Source organism: Pseudomonas sp. 58 R 3 (assembly GCF_900006605.1).
In the GTDB taxonomy this organism is placed as follows: Bacteria; Pseudomonadota; Gammaproteobacteria; order Pseudomonadales; family Pseudomonadaceae; genus Aquipseudomonas; species Aquipseudomonas salomonii.
The window spans coordinates 1-14,595 of record NZ_CVTT01000048.1 but is presented as its reverse complement, the minus strand read 5'-3'; the positions used below and the strand labels follow the sequence as shown (position 1 = coordinate 14,595).

Below are 14,595 nucleotides of genomic sequence, written 5' to 3'. Positions count from 1 at the left end.
AAGGCATCACCATGAGTAAAAATCCCAACCCGTGCGAAAACCTGATGCTGGATAACCAGCTGTGTTTCGCCCTGCACTCCACGTCGTTGCTGATGACCAAAGTCTACAAGCCGCTGCTGCAGGCCCTCGGCCTGACGTACCCGCAGTACCTGGCCATGATGGTGCTGTGGGAAGAGGACGGCTTGACCGTCGGCGAAATCAGCCACCGCCTGCTCACCGACCCAGGCTCCCTCACACCATTGCTCAAGCGCCTGGAAGCCGAGGGCCTGCTCAGCCGCACCCGCAAGCGTGAAGATGAGCGGGTGGTGGTGGTGGAACTGACCGAAGCGGGACGTGCCCTGCAGGAAAAGGCGATGGGGATTCCGCAATGCATTCTGGGGGCGAGCGGTATGCAGCTTGAGCAGTTGCGCAAGCTGCAGGCGGATCTGATTGCGTTGCGTAGTCATTTGCAGGGCGCTGTCTAAAGGCAACATCGCATAAAAATGTGGGAGCGGGCTTGCTCGCGAATGCGGTGTATCAGTCGCCAGATGTGCTGACTGACACACCGCATTCGCGAGCAAGCCCGCTCCCACACTGGTTTTTTGTGAAGCCAAAACATTTTGTAAATTTAACTTGCGCGCTAAATATTAGCGCTATATATTCGCCTCACCAACTACTTAGCGCGCAAACATTTAGTGCTAAAAACCCAAGAGGACGACACCATGCAAACGCTCTATACCGCTGTAGCCACCGCCACCGGCGGCCGTGATGGTCGCGCTGTTTCCAGCGACAACATCCTCGACGTCAAACTCTCCACGCCTAAAGAACTGGGCGGCGCCGGCGGCCAGGCCACCAACCCGGAACAACTGTTTGCCGCCGGCTACTCGGCCTGCTTTATCGGCGCGCTGAAATTCGTCGCCAGCCAGACAAAACGCAAAATCCCGGATGACGCTTCGATCACCGCCCACGTCGGCATCGGTCAAATCCCCGGCGGTTTCGGCCTGGATATCGACCTGCACATCAGCCTGCCGGGCCTGGCACAAGACGAGGCGCAAAGCCTGGTCGACGCCGCGCACCAGGTCTGCCCGTACTCCAACGCTACCCGTGGCAACGTCGATGTGCGCCTGCACGTGACGGTCTGATTAACAGACGCGCACAAAAAAGCCCGACGCCAGGTCGGGCTTTTTGTGTCGTACGGTTTGGCCAGAATTACTTCTTGGCGCGACCTTTGTACGAACCACCTTCACGGGTGTCGATCTCGATCAGGTCGTCGATTTCGATAAAATCAGCAACCTGCAGCTCGGTACCGTTAGCCAGTTTGGCAGGCTTCATCACCTTGCCCGAAGTGTCGCCGCGAGCGGAACCTTCGGTGTAGGCAACTTTACGCACGATGGTGGTCGGCAGCTCTACGGAAACCAGACGGTCTTCGAAGAAGATCGCTTCGCAGACGTCTTCCATGCCTTCTTCCACGAACGGCAGAACAGCTTCGATATCTTCAGCGTTCAGCTCGTACATGGTGTAGTCGGTGGTGTCCATGAACGTGTAGGTGTCGCCGCTGATGAAGGACAGGGTCGCTTCTTTGCGGTCGAGGATCACGTCGTCCAGTTTGTCATCGGCGCTGTAAACGATCTCGGTCTTGTAACCGGTCAGCAGGTTCTTCAGCTTGGTCTTCATGATTGCGCTGTTACGACCAGACTTGGTGAACTCAGCTTTCTGAACCAGCCAAGGGTCGTTTTCGAGACGGATCACTGTACCGGGTTTCAGTTCTTTACCAGTTTTCATTGCATATATCCGAAATTTGGATGGGATTTACAAAATTCAAGGTGGCGTATCATATCCAACTTTCATAAAACTGTACCAGCGCCGTCGCAAGATCGGCCTGCAAGCCCTGTTCCAGACACCAGGTTTGCGCGTGCAGGTGTACCTGCGGCCAGTGTTCCATGAGCATTTTCCACGCTTGAGCCATATCGCCATCAGCGTTCCAGGCTTGCCACAGGGTCACCACAGCGACCTTGGCGGCGGGCGACAAGGCGGCAGTGTACAGCGCCAGAAAGGCGTCGAGCTTGTCCAGGTGGATGTCTTCGTCCTGGCGGTAGATGTGCCACAGCAACGGCCGCCCCGCCCATTGGGCACGCACGAACGAGTCTTCGCCGCGCACGGCGTTGAAGTCGCAGCACCACAGCAGGCGGTCGTATTGCTCCTGGCGCACGAACGGCAGCACCTGCACGGTCAGCGCCGCGCGTTGATGCACATCGCCCACCGCCAGCGCCTCGACACCGAGCCAGCGCTGCACGTCGCCGAGGATGCGGCCTTCCGGCACCAACAGATGAGTGGCATGCCCATCCGTCGCCAACACGTCCAGCCAGCTGGCGAGCCCGGCATTTTCATAGGCAAACAACGACATCAGCCGCGCACCGGCTGCCGGAAAGACGCCTATGGACTGTAGGAATTGTTGTTGTGCTGCGCCGTCTTGCTGAAATGCCTGACGCTGCTCCAACAACCCGCCTTCACGCAAAAGCCCGCCCGTGCCCGGACGAAACCCCGGAAAGAAGAAGTACTTCTGCACGCCCTTGAACTTCACCGACGGCAGGCGGTGGCAACCCACCACCCAATCTTCGGCGCTGAGGTAATCCAGGTTCATCCACAACGGCGTGCGTTCGCACGCCGCCATGGCTTCCATATAATCGGGAGGCAACTGGCAAGCGAAGGCGGCAATCACCACGTCGGCAGGTTGCGTCTGCGGCCAGTCGGCCGGCCAGTGGCGCACTTCAACGCCCTCCTGCCATTGCTGATCGAGCTGCACATCGATTTCGGGGCACATGCGCTCGAAGGCGCGCAGGTCGTCGACCCACAAGCGCACTTCGCACCCGTGTTCCACCACCAACTGCCGGGCCAGGCGCCAGGTCACGCCGATGTCGCCGTAGTTGTCGACGACGCTGCAAAAAATATCCCAGCGGGCTTTCATTCCGGGCTCCAACCTTCAAAGGCTCGATTGTCCGCATAAATGCGCCGATGCAGAAGGCTTGATCGCGATTATTCTGCACAGTGGCTGTGCGACAATCGCCGCCACGCCATCAATGCCTGCCAGGAGGCCAACATGTCCGAACGTCCGTTGTCGCTGTTCAAGCTCAGTGCTGCCGTGGCTTTTGGCCTGTGGCTGGGGTTTATCGCCATCGTGCTGACCGCCTGGCTGGCCTCGCGCTACCTGTTCCCGCAAAGCGTCGCCCCCGTGGCTCAAGCGGTTCAACAAGCCGTTCAACAAATGGGCAAACCGGCCGCTGTGGCGCCGGAGCCGCCCAACCGTATGTTCGAGCAGTACACCGAGAACCTGCGCAAACAGGAACAGCAACAAACCCTGGACCAGGCGCGCAACAATGCGCGCAACCTGTCCAACCCCAAATGCCAGTTCTGGCTGCAACAAGACCAGAACGCGCCCAATGAAAAGAGCAAGGCGAATGTCCTGCAATTCTGCGATTGATGACCATGAATAAACACGCCGTGCTCCAGTTGATCCTGGACAAACTCGCCCTGGACCTGGATATCGCCCAACGCGCCGCACAGACCGCCTACGAAACCGCGACCCACGAAGAAAACATCGCGGAGAACAAGTACGACACCTTGGGGCTGGAAGCTTCCTACCTCGCGGCCGGGCAAGCCAAACGCGTCGAAGAGATCAAGCAAGCGCTGGCGTTGTGCCAGAACCTGCAACTACGCGCCTACGATGATCAACGCGGGATAGAGGTCGGCACGCTACTGGGCCTGGAGGACGAGAACAGCCGCCAGCAGTGGCTGTTCCTGGCGCCGGATGCAGCCGGCTTGAAAGTCGATGTGGTGGGCCAGCCGGTGACCGTCATCACCCCGCGCTCGCCTCTGGGCAAAAGCCTGCTGGGCAAGTTCGAAGGCGATGAGGTGGAGATTCTGGTGGCGGGCGCCCGGCAACACTTTACGGTTACCGAGGCCAAATAAACCACTCCTGCAATAACCAATATCAGTGTACGGGCAATTCAACCCCGTCAAACAGCTCTTCCAGTTCCTGCTTGTTATGGCACTGGATGGCCTTGGCCATGACTTCACGGGTCAGGTGCGGCGCAAACTTCTCGATGAAGTCGCACATGAAACCCCGCAGGAAGGTGCCACGGCGGAAGCCGATCTTGGTCACGCTGGACTCGAACAGCTCGCTGGCGTCGAGTACCACCAGGTCTTTATCGAGGTTGGTGTCGACCGCCATCTTGGCGACGATGCCCACGCCCAGGCCCAGACGCACGTAGGTCTTGATCACGTCGGCGTCGGCGGCGGTGAACACCACTTTAGGCGTGAGGCCGCGATGACTGAAGGCTTCATCAAGCTTGGAACGGCCGGTAAAGCCGAACACGTAAGTGACGATCGGGTATTCAGCCAGGGCTTCAAGGGTCAGCTTCGGCAGCTTGGCCAACGGGTGGCCCTGGGGCACGACCACGCAACGGTTCCAGCGGTAGCACGGCATCATCACCAGGTCGCCGAACAGCTCAAGGGCTTCGGTGGCGATGGCAAAATCGACGGTGCCGTCAGCGGCCATCTCGGCGATCTGCATCGGCGAACCCTGGTGCATGTGCAGGGCCACATCGGGATATTGTTTGATGAAATCACGGATCACCGGCGGCAAGGCATAACGCGCCTGGGTGTGGGTGGTGGCGATAGACAGGGTGCCTTTCTTCTCGTTGGAGAATTCCTGGGCGATCTGCTTGATGCTTTCGACTTTGCGCAGGATCTCGCCGGCGGTGGTGATGATGCGCTCACCGGCCGGGGTGACTCGGGTCAGGTGCTTGCCGCTGCGCGCGAACACTTCGACGCCCAGCTCGTCTTCGAGCAGGCGGATCTGCTTGCTGATACCCGGTTGCGAGGTGTAAAGGCTTTGAGCGGTAGCGGAAACGTTGAGGTCGTGGTGCGCCACTTCCCAGATGTAGCGCAGTTGTTGAAGCTTCATATATGTCCCTCAAAGCGGATAGACGCCACGGGTATCAGCGACGGTATATAACTATATTAAAGGTCAGACAGATAAATCTAGAACTTTTTATCGTTTTCACCCATCACGCGTCATCACTGCGTCGACGCTGCAGCGACGGCACCATGTAAACCGGCACTGTGGCCAGTTGCAGCACCCGCGCCGCCGTGCGCCCAAGCGGTGTGGCGGCCGCGGTTGCGTGGCTATGACTACCTACGATCAACAGGTCAACGGAAAGTTTACGCAGCTGGTCGAGAATCACCTCGCACGGGTCCCCCTGGATCACGCGCACCGAGCGAATCAACTGCAGGTCTTGCTCGCCCTCCCCCAACTCCTCGCGGAAACTGTCGAGCACCCGTTGCTCGATGGTCGCCATCACCGTGTTCAGGCCCTGGCTCTGCCATTCACTCAGGGCCTTCTCATCAAGGTAGCTTTGCAACACCGATTCGGCGAACAACCCGATCGGCTCAACCACATGGATCACATACAAATCCGCCTTGAACGTTCGGGCCAGCGCCAGCGCATGTTGCATGACATACGGCGCATACAGACCGAGGTCCGTGGCATACAGCATCGAACGAATCATAGAACCTCCTGGACTGCCAGGATGGCGGGGATTGATTGAGCTTAGCAGCTAGTGCTCGCTCTGGATTTTCAACTCATTGCTGATGCCATGGGGCACATGGCCGGTGGTCACCACCTCCCTGGCTTTCTCACAATGACCGGCCTGGTCATCAAAAAACACATCGGCGGCGAACGCTTCCAAAAACGCGGATTTCTCCAGGCCGCCAAGGAACAGCGACTCATCCAGGCGGATGTCCCATTCGCGCAAGGTGCGAATCACCCGCTCATGGGACGGCGCCGAACGCGCAGTGACCAGGGCGGTGCGGATCGGGCAGGCGTCGTCCGCAAACTCGCGCTGCAACAGGTTGAGCGCTGCCAGGAAGCCCTTGAACGGGCCGCCGTGCAAAGGCTCGCGTGCCGACTCGCGCTCACTGGCATGAAACGCCGCTATCCCACCGGTTTGATACACCCGCTCGGATTCATCGGAAAACAGTACCGCATCGCCGTCAAATGCAATGCGCAGTTCTTCACTCGATGCCCGGCGTGCGCCGCCCGACAAAATCGTCGCCGCAGCGAAACCTGCGTCCAGGGCGCTGCGCACATCTTCAGCATGGGTGGATAGAAACAGATGGCAACCAAACGCGGCCAAATAAGGATAGGGACTACGCCCACCGACGAAAGCGGCGCGGGAAATATCCAGCTCGTAATGCTGGATCGAATTGAACACGCGCAAACCGGTGTCGGCGCTGTTGCGTGACACCAACACCACTTCGACGCGGGCACGCCCGAGGCTGGCGTTGAGGCTCAGGAGCTTCTTGACCAACGGGAAGGCGTCGCCGGGTTCGAGGGTTTCTTCCTCGTGTTCGATCTGGTATTTGCGATACGCCTCCACCCCTTCGGTCAGGTAGACCTTGTGGCTGTCGCTCAGGTCGAACAGTGCCCGCGACGAAATCGCCAGCACCAGTTTGTCGCCCAATCCTTTCGCCATGGTATTTCTCCCCGAATCAGCGGTTGCGCCGATCAATAAAACTCAAGGCCTGGTAGAGCGCCTGCATGCGTGGCAATTCGCAGCCCGCCGCTTTGGCAGCGGCCAATGGCCGAGCGTAGATCGCTGCCAGTTCCAGTGGGCGTTTGTGCACGTGGTCGTGGTACATGCTGGGCAGGTAGTCAGCCATAGTGTCGGTCATGGTGAGCATTTGCTCGACGTAACTGCCGGGAATTTCATGGCCGCAGGCATGGGCGCCCTTCACCACTTCAGTCATCAGGGCCTGGATCAGTTCGCGGCTGGACTCATCGGCCATCATCGCGCTGGTGCCGGTGCCCAGCAACACCGAGAGGCCATTGAACGGCACATTCCAGACCAACTTATGCCACCGCGCCTGGTGCACATTGGCCATGGCCTGGGACTCGATGCCGGCCTGATGAAACAGCGCGGCGCCCTCCTCGACAATGGCTTTCTGCTGCGCCTCATCATCGGCCGCCGTGCCACTGTGGTAGCCAAGATTCACGCGGCCCAGCGCCTGATGCTCGACGACACCCGGCCCGGAACGATGCACGCCGATGTAACACAGGCCGCCCAACAGGTGCAGCGACGCTGGCAGGTGTTCGCGCAGGCTGTCTTCAACGTCGAGGCCGTTTTGCAGGAGTACCACCTTGGCGCCCGGTGCGGCAACCTGGGCAAGGGTCGGGGCCAGCTCCACGTTGCCGGTGGATTTGGTGCCGACCAGCAGCCAATCGCACGCCGGCATATCGGCAGCCTGGGCATAGGCCTGCACCGGGTGCAGGTGCAGCTTGCCGTGCAAGGTACTGTTGAGGTGCAGGCCGTGCTCGGCGACCGCCGCGTATTCGCTGCGCAACAGAAAGTGCACATCGAACCCGGCGCGCGCCAGCATCAGGCCGTAGAAACCACCGATGGCACCGGTGCCGATAATGCCGATGCGGGGCGACTGGGGGGTCATGGCAGATCCTCTGGAGTACGGGTAAGTGCTTGATTAATCGCGTCCGCAAGCTCGGGCTGGGTAAGACGCGTGTGTAATTGCCCAAGGAATTGACCCTCGCACACGAGGAACAACGCAGGCAAATGAAAGATCTGGTAGCGTTCGACCGCACCGCCGTTGTGCCCGGCATCCACCCAGCACACGCGCTCAACCGGCAACCTCCAGCCGGGCAGTTGCTGGCGTGCCCAACGGCAACTGGAACAGCCTGCGCTGGTAAACACCAGCAGCGAAATACCTGGCAATCCCAGCAATTGCTGGTCAATATCCAGGTCGGTCAATTCCAGTTCCTTCACTATACTGCTGCCACTGCCGTCAATTGGACGGTGCTCGGAGTCCGTGTACATGGGTCGTTTTTTACCTCACCCTGATGATGTCGCTGTCGAGTTAATCCAACGTCCCGCCCCCGCTATTCCCCGCCAACGCCTGCACACTATCGGCCTGGGCGGCGTCGCCTGCAATTGCCCGCGTGCCTGGCGCCAGGGCACGGCGGTTGATCTGCGTATCCCGTCCCTGGGCGCCAGCGCCCGTTATCCGGGCTATGTAGCCTGGTGTCGCAAAGTCGAAAATGGCTACCGTATCGGCATTTCCTTTACCGATGAACATGCCTTGTTCGGTGCGCGCATGGGCGAGCAAGTGTGCCAGATCGAACGCTACTGCCGCCTGCACGAAGACGCCGAGCCAACCCCTGCCCAGCTAGAGACCATGGCCCGTGAGTGGGTTTCGCGTCATGCCGGTGAGTTCGCCCACGACACCTTTGTGGCGCCGGTGCTGGATTAAAGCCGGCTTTGCCCATTGTCGCGGCCCCGTGTTACGCGCTAAGGTTCCTCCCCCCTGCATTCAAATCATGCTGTGCCCGCCGCACGGGGATAGCTGGCGGCCGGCACCCGTGACCCTGGCGAGTAACACGATGGCTGATTTACCGATCAATGACCTTAACGTCGAATCCAACGAGACCCTGATCACCCCTGATCAGCTCAAGCGCGAAATCCCTTTGAGCGATGCTGCCCTGCAGACCGTGACCAAGGGCCGCGAAGTCATTCGTGACATTCTCGACGGCACCGACCACCGCCTTTTCGTAGTGATCGGCCCCTGCTCGATCCATGACCTCAAGGCCGCCCACGAATACGCCGAGCGCCTTAAAGTGCTGGCGGCTGAAGTGTCCGACACTTTGTACCTGGTGATGCGCGTCTATTTCGAGAAACCACGCACCACCGTCGGCTGGAAAGGTTTGATCAACGACCCGTACCTGGACGACTCGTTCAAGATTCAGGACGGCTTGCATATCGGTCGTCAATTGCTGCTGGACCTGGCCGAAATGGGCCTGCCGACCGCGACCGAAGCGCTGGACCCGATCTCCCCGCAGTACCTGCAGGACCTGATCAGCTGGTCGGCCATCGGCGCACGCACCACCGAGTCCCAGACCCACCGCGAAATGGCGTCCGGCCTGTCGTCGGCCGTGGGCTTCAAGAACGGCACCGATGGCGGCCTGACGGTTGCGATCAACGCCCTGCAATCGGTGTCCAGCCCGCACCGCTTCCTGGGTATCAACCAGGAAGGTGGCGTGTCCATCGTCACCACCAAGGGCAACGCCTATGGCCACGTGGTATTGCGCGGCGGCAACGGCAAGCCCAACTATGATTCGGTCAGCGTGGCGCTGTGCGAACAGGCGCTGAACAAGGCCAGGATCAAGCCGAACATCATGGTCGACTGCAGCCACGCCAACTCCAACAAGGACCCGGCCCTGCAACCGCTGGTGATGGAAAACGTCGCCAACCAGATTCTCGAAGGCAACCAGTCGATTATCGGTTTGATGGTCGAAAGCCACCTGAACTGGGGTTGCCAGTCGATTCCAAAAGACCTGGCCGACTTGCAGTACGGCGTGTCGATCACCGATGCCTGCATCGATTGGTCCGCCACCGAGACCACCCTGCGCAGCATGCATGCCAAGCTCAAGGACGTGTTGCCCAAGCGCAAACGCACCTGACCTTAAACTGCACACACAAAAACGCCGGGCTTAGCCCGGCGTTTTTGATCGTTCCCACGCTCTGCGTGGGAATGCAGCCATGGACACTCCGCGTCCCGCCTATTCAGAGCTTCGCGGCATGGCGCTGGTGGCGCTCCATGTAGCGCTCTACGTAAGAGCACGAAGGGATCACGGTGTACCCAGCCTCTTCGGCGAACTTCAACGCTTCCTCGGTCAACGCAGCAGCAATGCCGCGCCCGCGCAATGCGTTGGGCACGAAGGTGCGATAGATGTCCAGGGTCTGTTTGCCCAGGTCCATATAGGTCAGATAGGCACGATGACCGTCCACATTGGTCTCGAACTGATGACCAGCCTGGTCATGGTGGATGGACAACGCCTCGCTCATCACTACTCCTCGCGGGTCTTGGATTTCGACCCCTACCTTACCGATGTTTTTCCGGCGAAGGAACATCTACGCCACCCCGTGCCGGTTTCGACAACGAGAAAACCTATAGCGCTCACAACCAGCACGTAGAGAATAGTAGGCACCAATGCTGCAATAGCTCAAGGCGCACTCGTCATCCCTTGCCGCTGGCGGTTACAGAAAGGGCTTCGATCAATCAATGATCGATAGCCTGAACATTGCCGGCAGTTGAAGCTTGAGACGAACTACCGCTCTTAAAGTCACCTCTAGATGCGCCTACATGCGCAAAAGATGCCGGGCCAGGCAAAGACCCACCGAAAAAAAGTGTCATCGTAGATATATAAATTTACACCTGCTTACCCAGCCGGATACAGTCTGGCCGGACCTCTCAGGTAGGTTCCAGTTCCCGCCGAAATGAAAATTTCTGGACAGTTTTTATACAAACCTCCAAAAGATTAGCCAAAATAGATACGGCACAAGAATTTTTTTTGCTTCTTGCGCTACGTCAGTTTACTTACTACAAGTAATGAGTAGTATGTACGCCGGCTATCAGCTCACCCTGAGAAAGTAGCCATTTAATAGAAAGTCCTTGAAGGGGAACACGATGAACAACGTTCTGAAATTCTCTGCTCTGGCTCTGGCCGCAGTTCTGGCTACCGGTTGCAGCAGCGTCTCCAAAGAAACCGAAGCTCGTCTGACTGCAACTGAAGACGCAGCAGCTCGCTCCCAGGCTCGTGCAGACGAAGCCTACCGTAAAGCTGATGAAGCGCTGGCTGCTGCTCAAAAAGCACAACAGACTGCTGACGAAGCTAACGAGCGCGCTCTGCGCATGCTTGAAAAAGCAAGCCGCAAGTAATAATCCTTCGGGGTTGTTATCAAGCCGATCCATTCTTGGATCGGCTTTTTTATTGCCCGGCATTCAGCCCTGAATCCGGCGCAATAAAAAGCCCGCCGCAGCGCAAGGCCTGGGCGGGCTTGTGATCGAACAGGCTTATTGCTGCAGATCGACTGGCGTGCTCGACACCACCGGTGTGCCGGCACCCGGTACACCAATCTCGGTGGGCAGGCCATCTTCGGCGGCCACCACGTCACGCACCTGATCCCAATTGACGCGCAAATTGTTGGCCAGGTCTTCGCGCTTGAGCAGGGCATTGATGACGGCGGTGTGCTTGTCGACCACCGAAGGCGTGCCATCGTCGTTCAACGGCGTATGCGCCTCAAGATAGACCTTGCCGCCACTGCTGCCGAACTTGTAGGCATCGTTGATGATGCGCACCGATGTACCGACCGGCACCATGTCGGCCATCTCCAGCACGTTGTTATTGAACATGCGGAAGCAGCCGTGGCTTGTACGCGTGCCGATACCAAATTTCATGTTCGAACCGTGGATCAGGTAACCCGGCGTGCCCAAGGTGAACTTGAATGGCCCCAGCGGGTTATCCGGCCCGGCCGGCACTACGTTGGGCAGCGGGTCGCCATTGGCGGCGTGCTCGGCCTTGATGGACGCTGGCGGGGTCCAGGTCGGGTTGGGGATCTTGCCGGTAATGGTGGTGTGCGCGACCGGCGAACCCCAGCCCTCACGGCCAATGCCCAACGGGAAGGTGTACACCACGTTCTGGCCCTTTGGATAGTAATAGAGCCGGTATTCCGCCAGGTTGATCACGATGCCTTCGCGCGGGCCGGGCGGCAGAATGAACCGCGTGGGCAGCACGATCTCGGTGCCCGCACCCGGCAACCAGGCATCCACGCCGGGGTTGGCCGCGACCATTTCCGAATAGCCCAGGTCATAGGTGGTGCCCAGGTCGGCGAAGGTGTCTTCGTACTTGGCCTTGATCACCTGGACCTGACCGACGATGTCTTCACCCGGCGGCGGCAAGGGCAACTGCAAGGCTGAGGCGGAACCGGCTGCACACAGGGCAGCAAGAGACAGGCAGCAGGTAACGACGGAAAGGCGCGACAACATCCGGAAAATCCTTCGCAGAACGACGGGTAGGAAAACACTGATTGTATACGTGAAGCGCGATCCAGGCATCAACCTGCCCCACTGCTACTCGAAGCGCAGCTCGGGCCAGATCAGCGGCGTGCCACGCTTTTGCGATTCGAGAATCGCCCGGCACAGCGGGCACAGGCGCTGGTCCTGAAAAATAGCACGATCCACCGACGACCAGCGTGGTTGCGCCGGCAATAACGTGCCGCAAAGCGTGCGGTCGATCGAGCCACCCAACTCCAGTTGACGCGCGACCAGATGCACCCGGACTTCCTGGCAGGCGAACAGATCCAGCTGCTCATCAGGCTCGATCAGTTGGTAGTTGAACAGGGACCAGGCAGGGCGCGACATCGGGGGCTCCAGATCGGGGGGGCGCCACCTTAGCCGAAAGCCTGCCGGTAGAAAAGCGTCATAGCAGCGGTTTTAGCGTCGGCCAGACATTTTCCAGCAACTTGCCCTGTGCACCGACTGCCGGGTGAACCAGGTCGGCTTGCATCAATTCGGGATGACCGCCCACGCCTTCAAGGAAAAACGGCACCAACGGGATGTTTTTTTCCTTGGCCAACGCACCGTAGACCTCAGCAAACGCCGTGGTGTATTTCGGGCCGTAGTTAGGCGGTAACTGCATCCCCAGCAACAGCACCTTGGCACCACCGGCCCTGGACTGGTCAATCATCGACGCAAGATTTTGTTTCAATTGCGCTGGCGGCTGCCCACGCAGGCCGTCATTGCCGCCCAACTCGAGAATCACCACATCCGGTTTATGCTCTGCAAGCGCCGCCGGCAGCCGCGCCAGGCCTCCGGCACTGGTGTCACCACTGATGGAGGCGTTGACCACTTTATCGTCGAAACCTTCGCTCTTGAGCCGTTGTCCCAGCAACGCTACCCACCCTTTGCTGGTATCCAGCCCGAAACCGGCACTGATACTATCGCCAACGATCAGGACTGTACCCGCCGCTGCGTTCTGGGCCATGCACATCAAGGCCAGGCCAGCACTCAAAAACCACATTCGCATCGGATTCTCCATGGGCGCAAGCATTCTCACCGCGCGGAACCTTAGCAAAGTGGTTCCCAGCGCGGAAGGTGAACTGACTATCCTGCACGAACTGAGCCTGGAACTGAACAAGGGCGATAGCCTGGCTATCGTCGGCAGCTCCGGTTCCGGCAAATCCACCCTCCTCGGCCTGCTGGCCGGCCTCGATCTGCCCAGCAGCGGTGAAGTCACCCTGGCCGGGCAAGCCTTGAGCACCCTCGACGAAGACCAGCGCGCGCGCATACGCGCCGAGCACGTGGGGTTTGTCTTCCAGTCATTCCAACTGCTCGACAGCCTCAACGCGCTGGAAAACGTCATGTTGCCGCTGGAACTGGACGGCCGCAAAGATGCCCGCGAGCGCGCCACCCACTTGCTGGAACGTGTGGGCCTGGGCCAACGCCTGACCCACTCGCCGCGCCAGCTATCCGGCGGCGAGCAGCAACGCGTCGCCATCGCCCGGGCCTTTGCCGCCGAACCGGATGTGCTGTTTGCCGATGAACCCACCGGCAACCTCGACAGCCACACCGGCGAGCGCATCAGCGACCTGCTGTTCGAACTCAACAAGGAAAGCGGCACGACCCTGGTGCTGGTCACCCACGACGAGCGCCTGGCCCATCGTTGCCGACGCCTGATCCGCCTTGAAGCCGGCCTGATGGTCGCGCCCCTGGAGCCTTGATGGCACGTTTGCCGCTGTTGCGCCTGTTCAGCCTTGCCATGCGTCAATTGTTGCGCGACGCCCGCGCAGGCGAATTGCGCGTGTTGTTTTTCGCCCTGCTGGTGGCGGTCACGGCCAGCACCGCCATCGGCTACTTCGGTGCACGCCTGAACGGCGCCATGCTGTTGCGGGCCACCGAATTCCTCGGTGCCGACCTGGTGCTCGAAGGCAGCTCGCCGGCCCGCCCCGAACAAATCAGATCAGGGACGGAGCTGGGCCTGGATCACGCGCGCATTGTTGAGTTCTCCAGCGTTATCGCTACCGATAATGGCATCCAGCTCTCCAGCATCAAGGCGGTCAACGAGCAGTACCCGTTGCGCGGCGAACTCAAAAGCGCCACGCAGCCCTTCGGCGCAGAAACGGCGGGAGGCGGCCCCAAACCAGGCGAAGCCTGGGTAGAGGCCCGGCTGCTGACCGCGCTGGACCTCAAAGTCGGCGACAGCATCGACGTGGGCATGAAAACCCTGCGACTGACGCATATCCTGACCTACGAGCCCGACCGCGCCGGTAACTTCTACAGCCTCACGCCGCGCGTGATGATCAACCTCGCCGACCTGGATGCCACCGGCGTGGTGCAACCCGGCAGCCGCGTGAGCTATCGCGAACTGTGGCGTGCGCCCCAGGGCAGCACGGCGCTGCAAACCTATCGCGACCTGGTCAAGCCGGGCCTTGCCGCCAACCAGCGCCTGCAGGATTCGCGTGACGGCAACCAGCAGATCGGCGGCGCCCTGGGCAAGGCCGAGCGTTACCTGAACATGGCCAGCCTGGTGGCAGTGCTGCTGGCCGGCGTGGCCGTGGCGCTGTCGGCCAACCGCTTCGCCAGCCGCCGTTTCGACGCCAGCGCGCTGTTGCGCTGCCTTGGCTTGTCACGCCGCGAAACGATGCTGCTGTTCAGCCTGCAATTGAGCGTACTGGGCCTGTTGGCCAGCCTCACCGGCGCCGTGCTCGGCTG

20 protein-coding genes are annotated in these 14,595 nt (G+C 59.9%); 9 read left to right on the top strand and 11 right to left on the bottom strand.

Annotated elements, in window-relative coordinates; genetic code table 11:
• The first annotated feature begins 11 nt into the window (after window positions 1–11).
• Both BFP92_RS12535 and BFP92_RS12530 read left to right on the top strand, forming a co-directional pair.
• The gene (locus BFP92_RS12535) at window positions 12–464 is read left to right on the top strand and encodes a MarR family winged helix-turn-helix transcriptional regulator (protein WP_065929728.1); all 453 of its coding nucleotides are present in this window, start codon (window positions 12–14) and stop codon (window positions 462–464) included.
• A gap of 237 nt (window positions 465–701) precedes the next feature.
• Window positions 702–1,121, top strand: coding sequence for an organic hydroperoxide resistance protein (locus BFP92_RS12530; protein ID WP_056857183.1), 420 nt, complete (start codon window positions 702–704; stop codon window positions 1,119–1,121).
• 67 nt (window positions 1,122–1,188) lie between these two features.
• Here the strand turns inward: BFP92_RS12530 and BFP92_RS12525 are convergent, their stop codons facing one another.
• Both BFP92_RS12525 and earP read right to left on the bottom strand, forming a co-directional pair.
• Entirely contained in the window at window positions 1,189–1,761 is a 573-nt protein-coding gene (locus BFP92_RS12525; protein ID WP_003218698.1) for an elongation factor P, read from the bottom strand.
• A 49-nt stretch (window positions 1,762–1,810) separates the two neighbouring features.
• The gene (gene earP / locus BFP92_RS12520; RefSeq protein WP_065929727.1) at window positions 1,811–2,944 is read right to left on the bottom strand and encodes an elongation factor P maturation arginine rhamnosyltransferase EarP; all 1,134 of its coding nucleotides are present in this window, start codon (window positions 2,942–2,944) and stop codon (window positions 1,811–1,813) included.
• Between the two features lie 132 nt (window positions 2,945–3,076).
• Here earP and BFP92_RS12515 point away from each other — a divergent pair, with 132 nt between their 5' ends.
• Together BFP92_RS12515 and BFP92_RS12510 are read left to right on the top strand one after the other, a co-directional pair.
• The gene (locus BFP92_RS12515) at window positions 3,077–3,457 is read left to right on the top strand and encodes a hypothetical protein (protein ID WP_065929726.1); all 381 of its coding nucleotides are present in this window, start codon (window positions 3,077–3,079) and stop codon (window positions 3,455–3,457) included.
• Between the two features lie 5 nt (window positions 3,458–3,462).
• A complete protein-coding gene (locus tag BFP92_RS12510; RefSeq protein WP_065929735.1) occupies window positions 3,463–3,945 on the top strand; it encodes a GreA/GreB family elongation factor in 483 nt (160 codons plus the stop codon).
• Between the two features lie 22 nt (window positions 3,946–3,967).
• Here BFP92_RS12510 and cysB read toward each other — a convergent pair whose 3' ends face one another.
• The 5 genes from cysB to BFP92_RS12485 form a co-directional block, all read right to left on the bottom strand.
• Entirely contained in the window at window positions 3,968–4,942 is a 975-nt protein-coding gene (cysB, locus tag BFP92_RS12505) for an HTH-type transcriptional regulator CysB (protein WP_003189876.1), read from the bottom strand.
• 103 nt (window positions 4,943–5,045) lie between these two features.
• The gene (locus tag BFP92_RS12500) at window positions 5,046–5,546 is read right to left on the bottom strand and encodes a universal stress protein (RefSeq protein WP_065929725.1); all 501 of its coding nucleotides are present in this window, start codon (window positions 5,544–5,546) and stop codon (window positions 5,046–5,048) included.
• 48 nt (window positions 5,547–5,594) lie between these two features.
• Window positions 5,595–6,512 carry a 5'-nucleotidase gene (locus BFP92_RS12495; protein WP_065929724.1) on the bottom strand — a complete coding sequence of 306 codons (918 nt, stop codon included), beginning with the start codon at window positions 6,510–6,512 and terminating at the stop codon, window positions 5,595–5,597.
• A gap of 16 nt (window positions 6,513–6,528) precedes the next feature.
• The gene (locus BFP92_RS12490) at window positions 6,529–7,482 is read right to left on the bottom strand and encodes a putative 2-dehydropantoate 2-reductase (RefSeq protein ID WP_056857189.1); all 954 of its coding nucleotides are present in this window, start codon (window positions 7,480–7,482) and stop codon (window positions 6,529–6,531) included.
• Window positions 7,479–7,865 (bottom strand): thioredoxin family protein, encoded by a 387-nt coding sequence (locus tag BFP92_RS12485; protein WP_065929723.1) that lies wholly within the window; start codon window positions 7,863–7,865, stop codon window positions 7,479–7,481. The genes BFP92_RS12490 and BFP92_RS12485 overlap by 4 nt, the downstream gene beginning before the upstream one ends.
• Between BFP92_RS12485 and BFP92_RS12480 the strand changes: the two genes are divergently transcribed.
• Entirely contained in the window at window positions 7,864–8,298 is a 435-nt protein-coding gene (locus tag BFP92_RS12480; RefSeq protein WP_065929722.1) for a PilZ domain-containing protein, read from the top strand. The two genes, BFP92_RS12485 and BFP92_RS12480, sit on opposite strands and share 2 nt — an antisense overlap.
• Before the next feature lie 130 nt (window positions 8,299–8,428).
• A complete protein-coding gene (locus tag BFP92_RS12475) occupies window positions 8,429–9,505 on the top strand; it encodes a 3-deoxy-7-phosphoheptulonate synthase (protein WP_017136144.1) in 1,077 nt (358 codons plus the stop codon).
• 103 nt (window positions 9,506–9,608) lie between these two features.
• Here BFP92_RS12475 and BFP92_RS12470 read toward each other — a convergent pair whose 3' ends face one another.
• Complete coding sequence (locus BFP92_RS12470; protein WP_003189869.1) at window positions 9,609–9,890, bottom strand: GNAT family N-acetyltransferase; 282 nt, start codon at window positions 9,888–9,890, stop codon at window positions 9,609–9,611.
• A gap of 622 nt (window positions 9,891–10,512) precedes the next feature.
• Here BFP92_RS12470 and oprI point away from each other — a divergent pair.
• A complete protein-coding gene (gene oprI / locus BFP92_RS12465; protein WP_003172710.1) occupies window positions 10,513–10,764 on the top strand; it encodes an outer membrane lipoprotei OprI in 252 nt (83 codons plus the stop codon).
• A 135-nt stretch (window positions 10,765–10,899) separates the two neighbouring features.
• Here the strand turns inward: oprI and BFP92_RS12460 are convergent, their stop codons facing one another.
• The 3 genes from BFP92_RS12460 to BFP92_RS12450 all read right to left on the bottom strand — a co-directional run bounded on the left by BFP92_RS12460 (window position 10,900) and on the right by BFP92_RS12450 (window position 12,910).
• Window positions 10,900–11,871, bottom strand: coding sequence for a L,D-transpeptidase family protein (locus BFP92_RS12460; RefSeq protein WP_065929721.1), 972 nt, complete (start codon window positions 11,869–11,871; stop codon window positions 10,900–10,902).
• A gap of 84 nt (window positions 11,872–11,955) precedes the next feature.
• A complete protein-coding gene (locus BFP92_RS12455; protein ID WP_017136142.1) occupies window positions 11,956–12,246 on the bottom strand; it encodes a hypothetical protein in 291 nt (96 codons plus the stop codon).
• A 58-nt stretch (window positions 12,247–12,304) separates the two neighbouring features.
• On the bottom strand, window positions 12,305–12,910 hold the full coding sequence (locus BFP92_RS12450; RefSeq protein WP_065929720.1) for an arylesterase: 606 nt from the start codon (window positions 12,908–12,910) through the stop codon (window positions 12,305–12,307).
• A gap of 10 nt (window positions 12,911–12,920) precedes the next feature.
• On the opposite strand from BFP92_RS12450, the gene BFP92_RS12445 reads away from it, so the two are divergent.
• Window positions 12,921–13,604: an ABC transporter ATP-binding protein gene (locus BFP92_RS12445; RefSeq protein WP_017136140.1), complete on the top strand. Its 684-nt coding sequence runs from the start codon at window positions 12,921–12,923 to the stop codon at window positions 13,602–13,604.
• The coding region (locus BFP92_RS12440; protein WP_345788656.1) for an ABC transporter permease at window positions 13,604–14,595 on the top strand (992 nt) is incomplete at its 3' end. The genes BFP92_RS12445 and BFP92_RS12440, both read left to right, overlap by 1 nt.

Bases quoted from the DNA above. Each gene is read 5' to 3' on its own strand.
- BFP92_RS12535 (WP_065929728.1), top strand. From the start codon at position 12: ATGAGTAAAAATCCCAACCCGTGCGAAAACCTGATGCTGGATAACCAG.
- BFP92_RS12530 (WP_056857183.1), top strand. From the start codon at position 702: ATGCAAACGCTCTATACCGCTGTAGCCACCGCCACCGGCGGCCGTGAT.
- BFP92_RS12525 (WP_003218698.1), bottom strand. From the start codon at position 1,761: ATGAAAACTGGTAAAGAACTGAAACCCGGTACAGTGATCCGTCTCGAA.
- earP (WP_065929727.1), bottom strand. From the start codon at position 2,944: ATGAAAGCCCGCTGGGATATTTTTTGCAGCGTCGTCGACAACTACGGC.
- BFP92_RS12515 (WP_065929726.1), top strand. From the start codon at position 3,077: ATGTCCGAACGTCCGTTGTCGCTGTTCAAGCTCAGTGCTGCCGTGGCT.
- BFP92_RS12510 (WP_065929735.1), top strand. From the start codon at position 3,463: ATGAATAAACACGCCGTGCTCCAGTTGATCCTGGACAAACTCGCCCTG.
- cysB (WP_003189876.1), bottom strand. From the start codon at position 4,942: ATGAAGCTTCAACAACTGCGCTACATCTGGGAAGTGGCGCACCACGAC.
- BFP92_RS12500 (WP_065929725.1), bottom strand. From the start codon at position 5,546: ATGATTCGTTCGATGCTGTATGCCACGGACCTCGGTCTGTATGCGCCG.
- BFP92_RS12495 (WP_065929724.1), bottom strand. From the start codon at position 6,512: ATGGCGAAAGGATTGGGCGACAAACTGGTGCTGGCGATTTCGTCGCGG.
- BFP92_RS12490 (WP_056857189.1), bottom strand. From the start codon at position 7,482: ATGACCCCCCAGTCGCCCCGCATCGGCATTATCGGCACCGGTGCCATC.
- BFP92_RS12480 (WP_065929722.1), top strand. From the start codon at position 7,864: ATGGGTCGTTTTTTACCTCACCCTGATGATGTCGCTGTCGAGTTAATC.
- BFP92_RS12485 (WP_065929723.1), bottom strand. From the start codon at position 7,865: ATGTACACGGACTCCGAGCACCGTCCAATTGACGGCAGTGGCAGCAGT.
- BFP92_RS12475 (WP_017136144.1), top strand. From the start codon at position 8,429: ATGGCTGATTTACCGATCAATGACCTTAACGTCGAATCCAACGAGACC.
- BFP92_RS12470 (WP_003189869.1), bottom strand. From the start codon at position 9,890: ATGAGCGAGGCGTTGTCCATCCACCATGACCAGGCTGGTCATCAGTTC.
- oprI (WP_003172710.1), top strand. From the start codon at position 10,513: ATGAACAACGTTCTGAAATTCTCTGCTCTGGCTCTGGCCGCAGTTCTG.
- BFP92_RS12460 (WP_065929721.1), bottom strand. From the start codon at position 11,871: ATGTTGTCGCGCCTTTCCGTCGTTACCTGCTGCCTGTCTCTTGCTGCC.
- BFP92_RS12455 (WP_017136142.1), bottom strand. From the start codon at position 12,246: ATGTCGCGCCCTGCCTGGTCCCTGTTCAACTACCAACTGATCGAGCCT.
- BFP92_RS12450 (WP_065929720.1), bottom strand. From the start codon at position 12,910: ATGCGAATGTGGTTTTTGAGTGCTGGCCTGGCCTTGATGTGCATGGCC.
- BFP92_RS12445 (WP_017136140.1), top strand. From the start codon at position 12,921: ATGGGCGCAAGCATTCTCACCGCGCGGAACCTTAGCAAAGTGGTTCCC.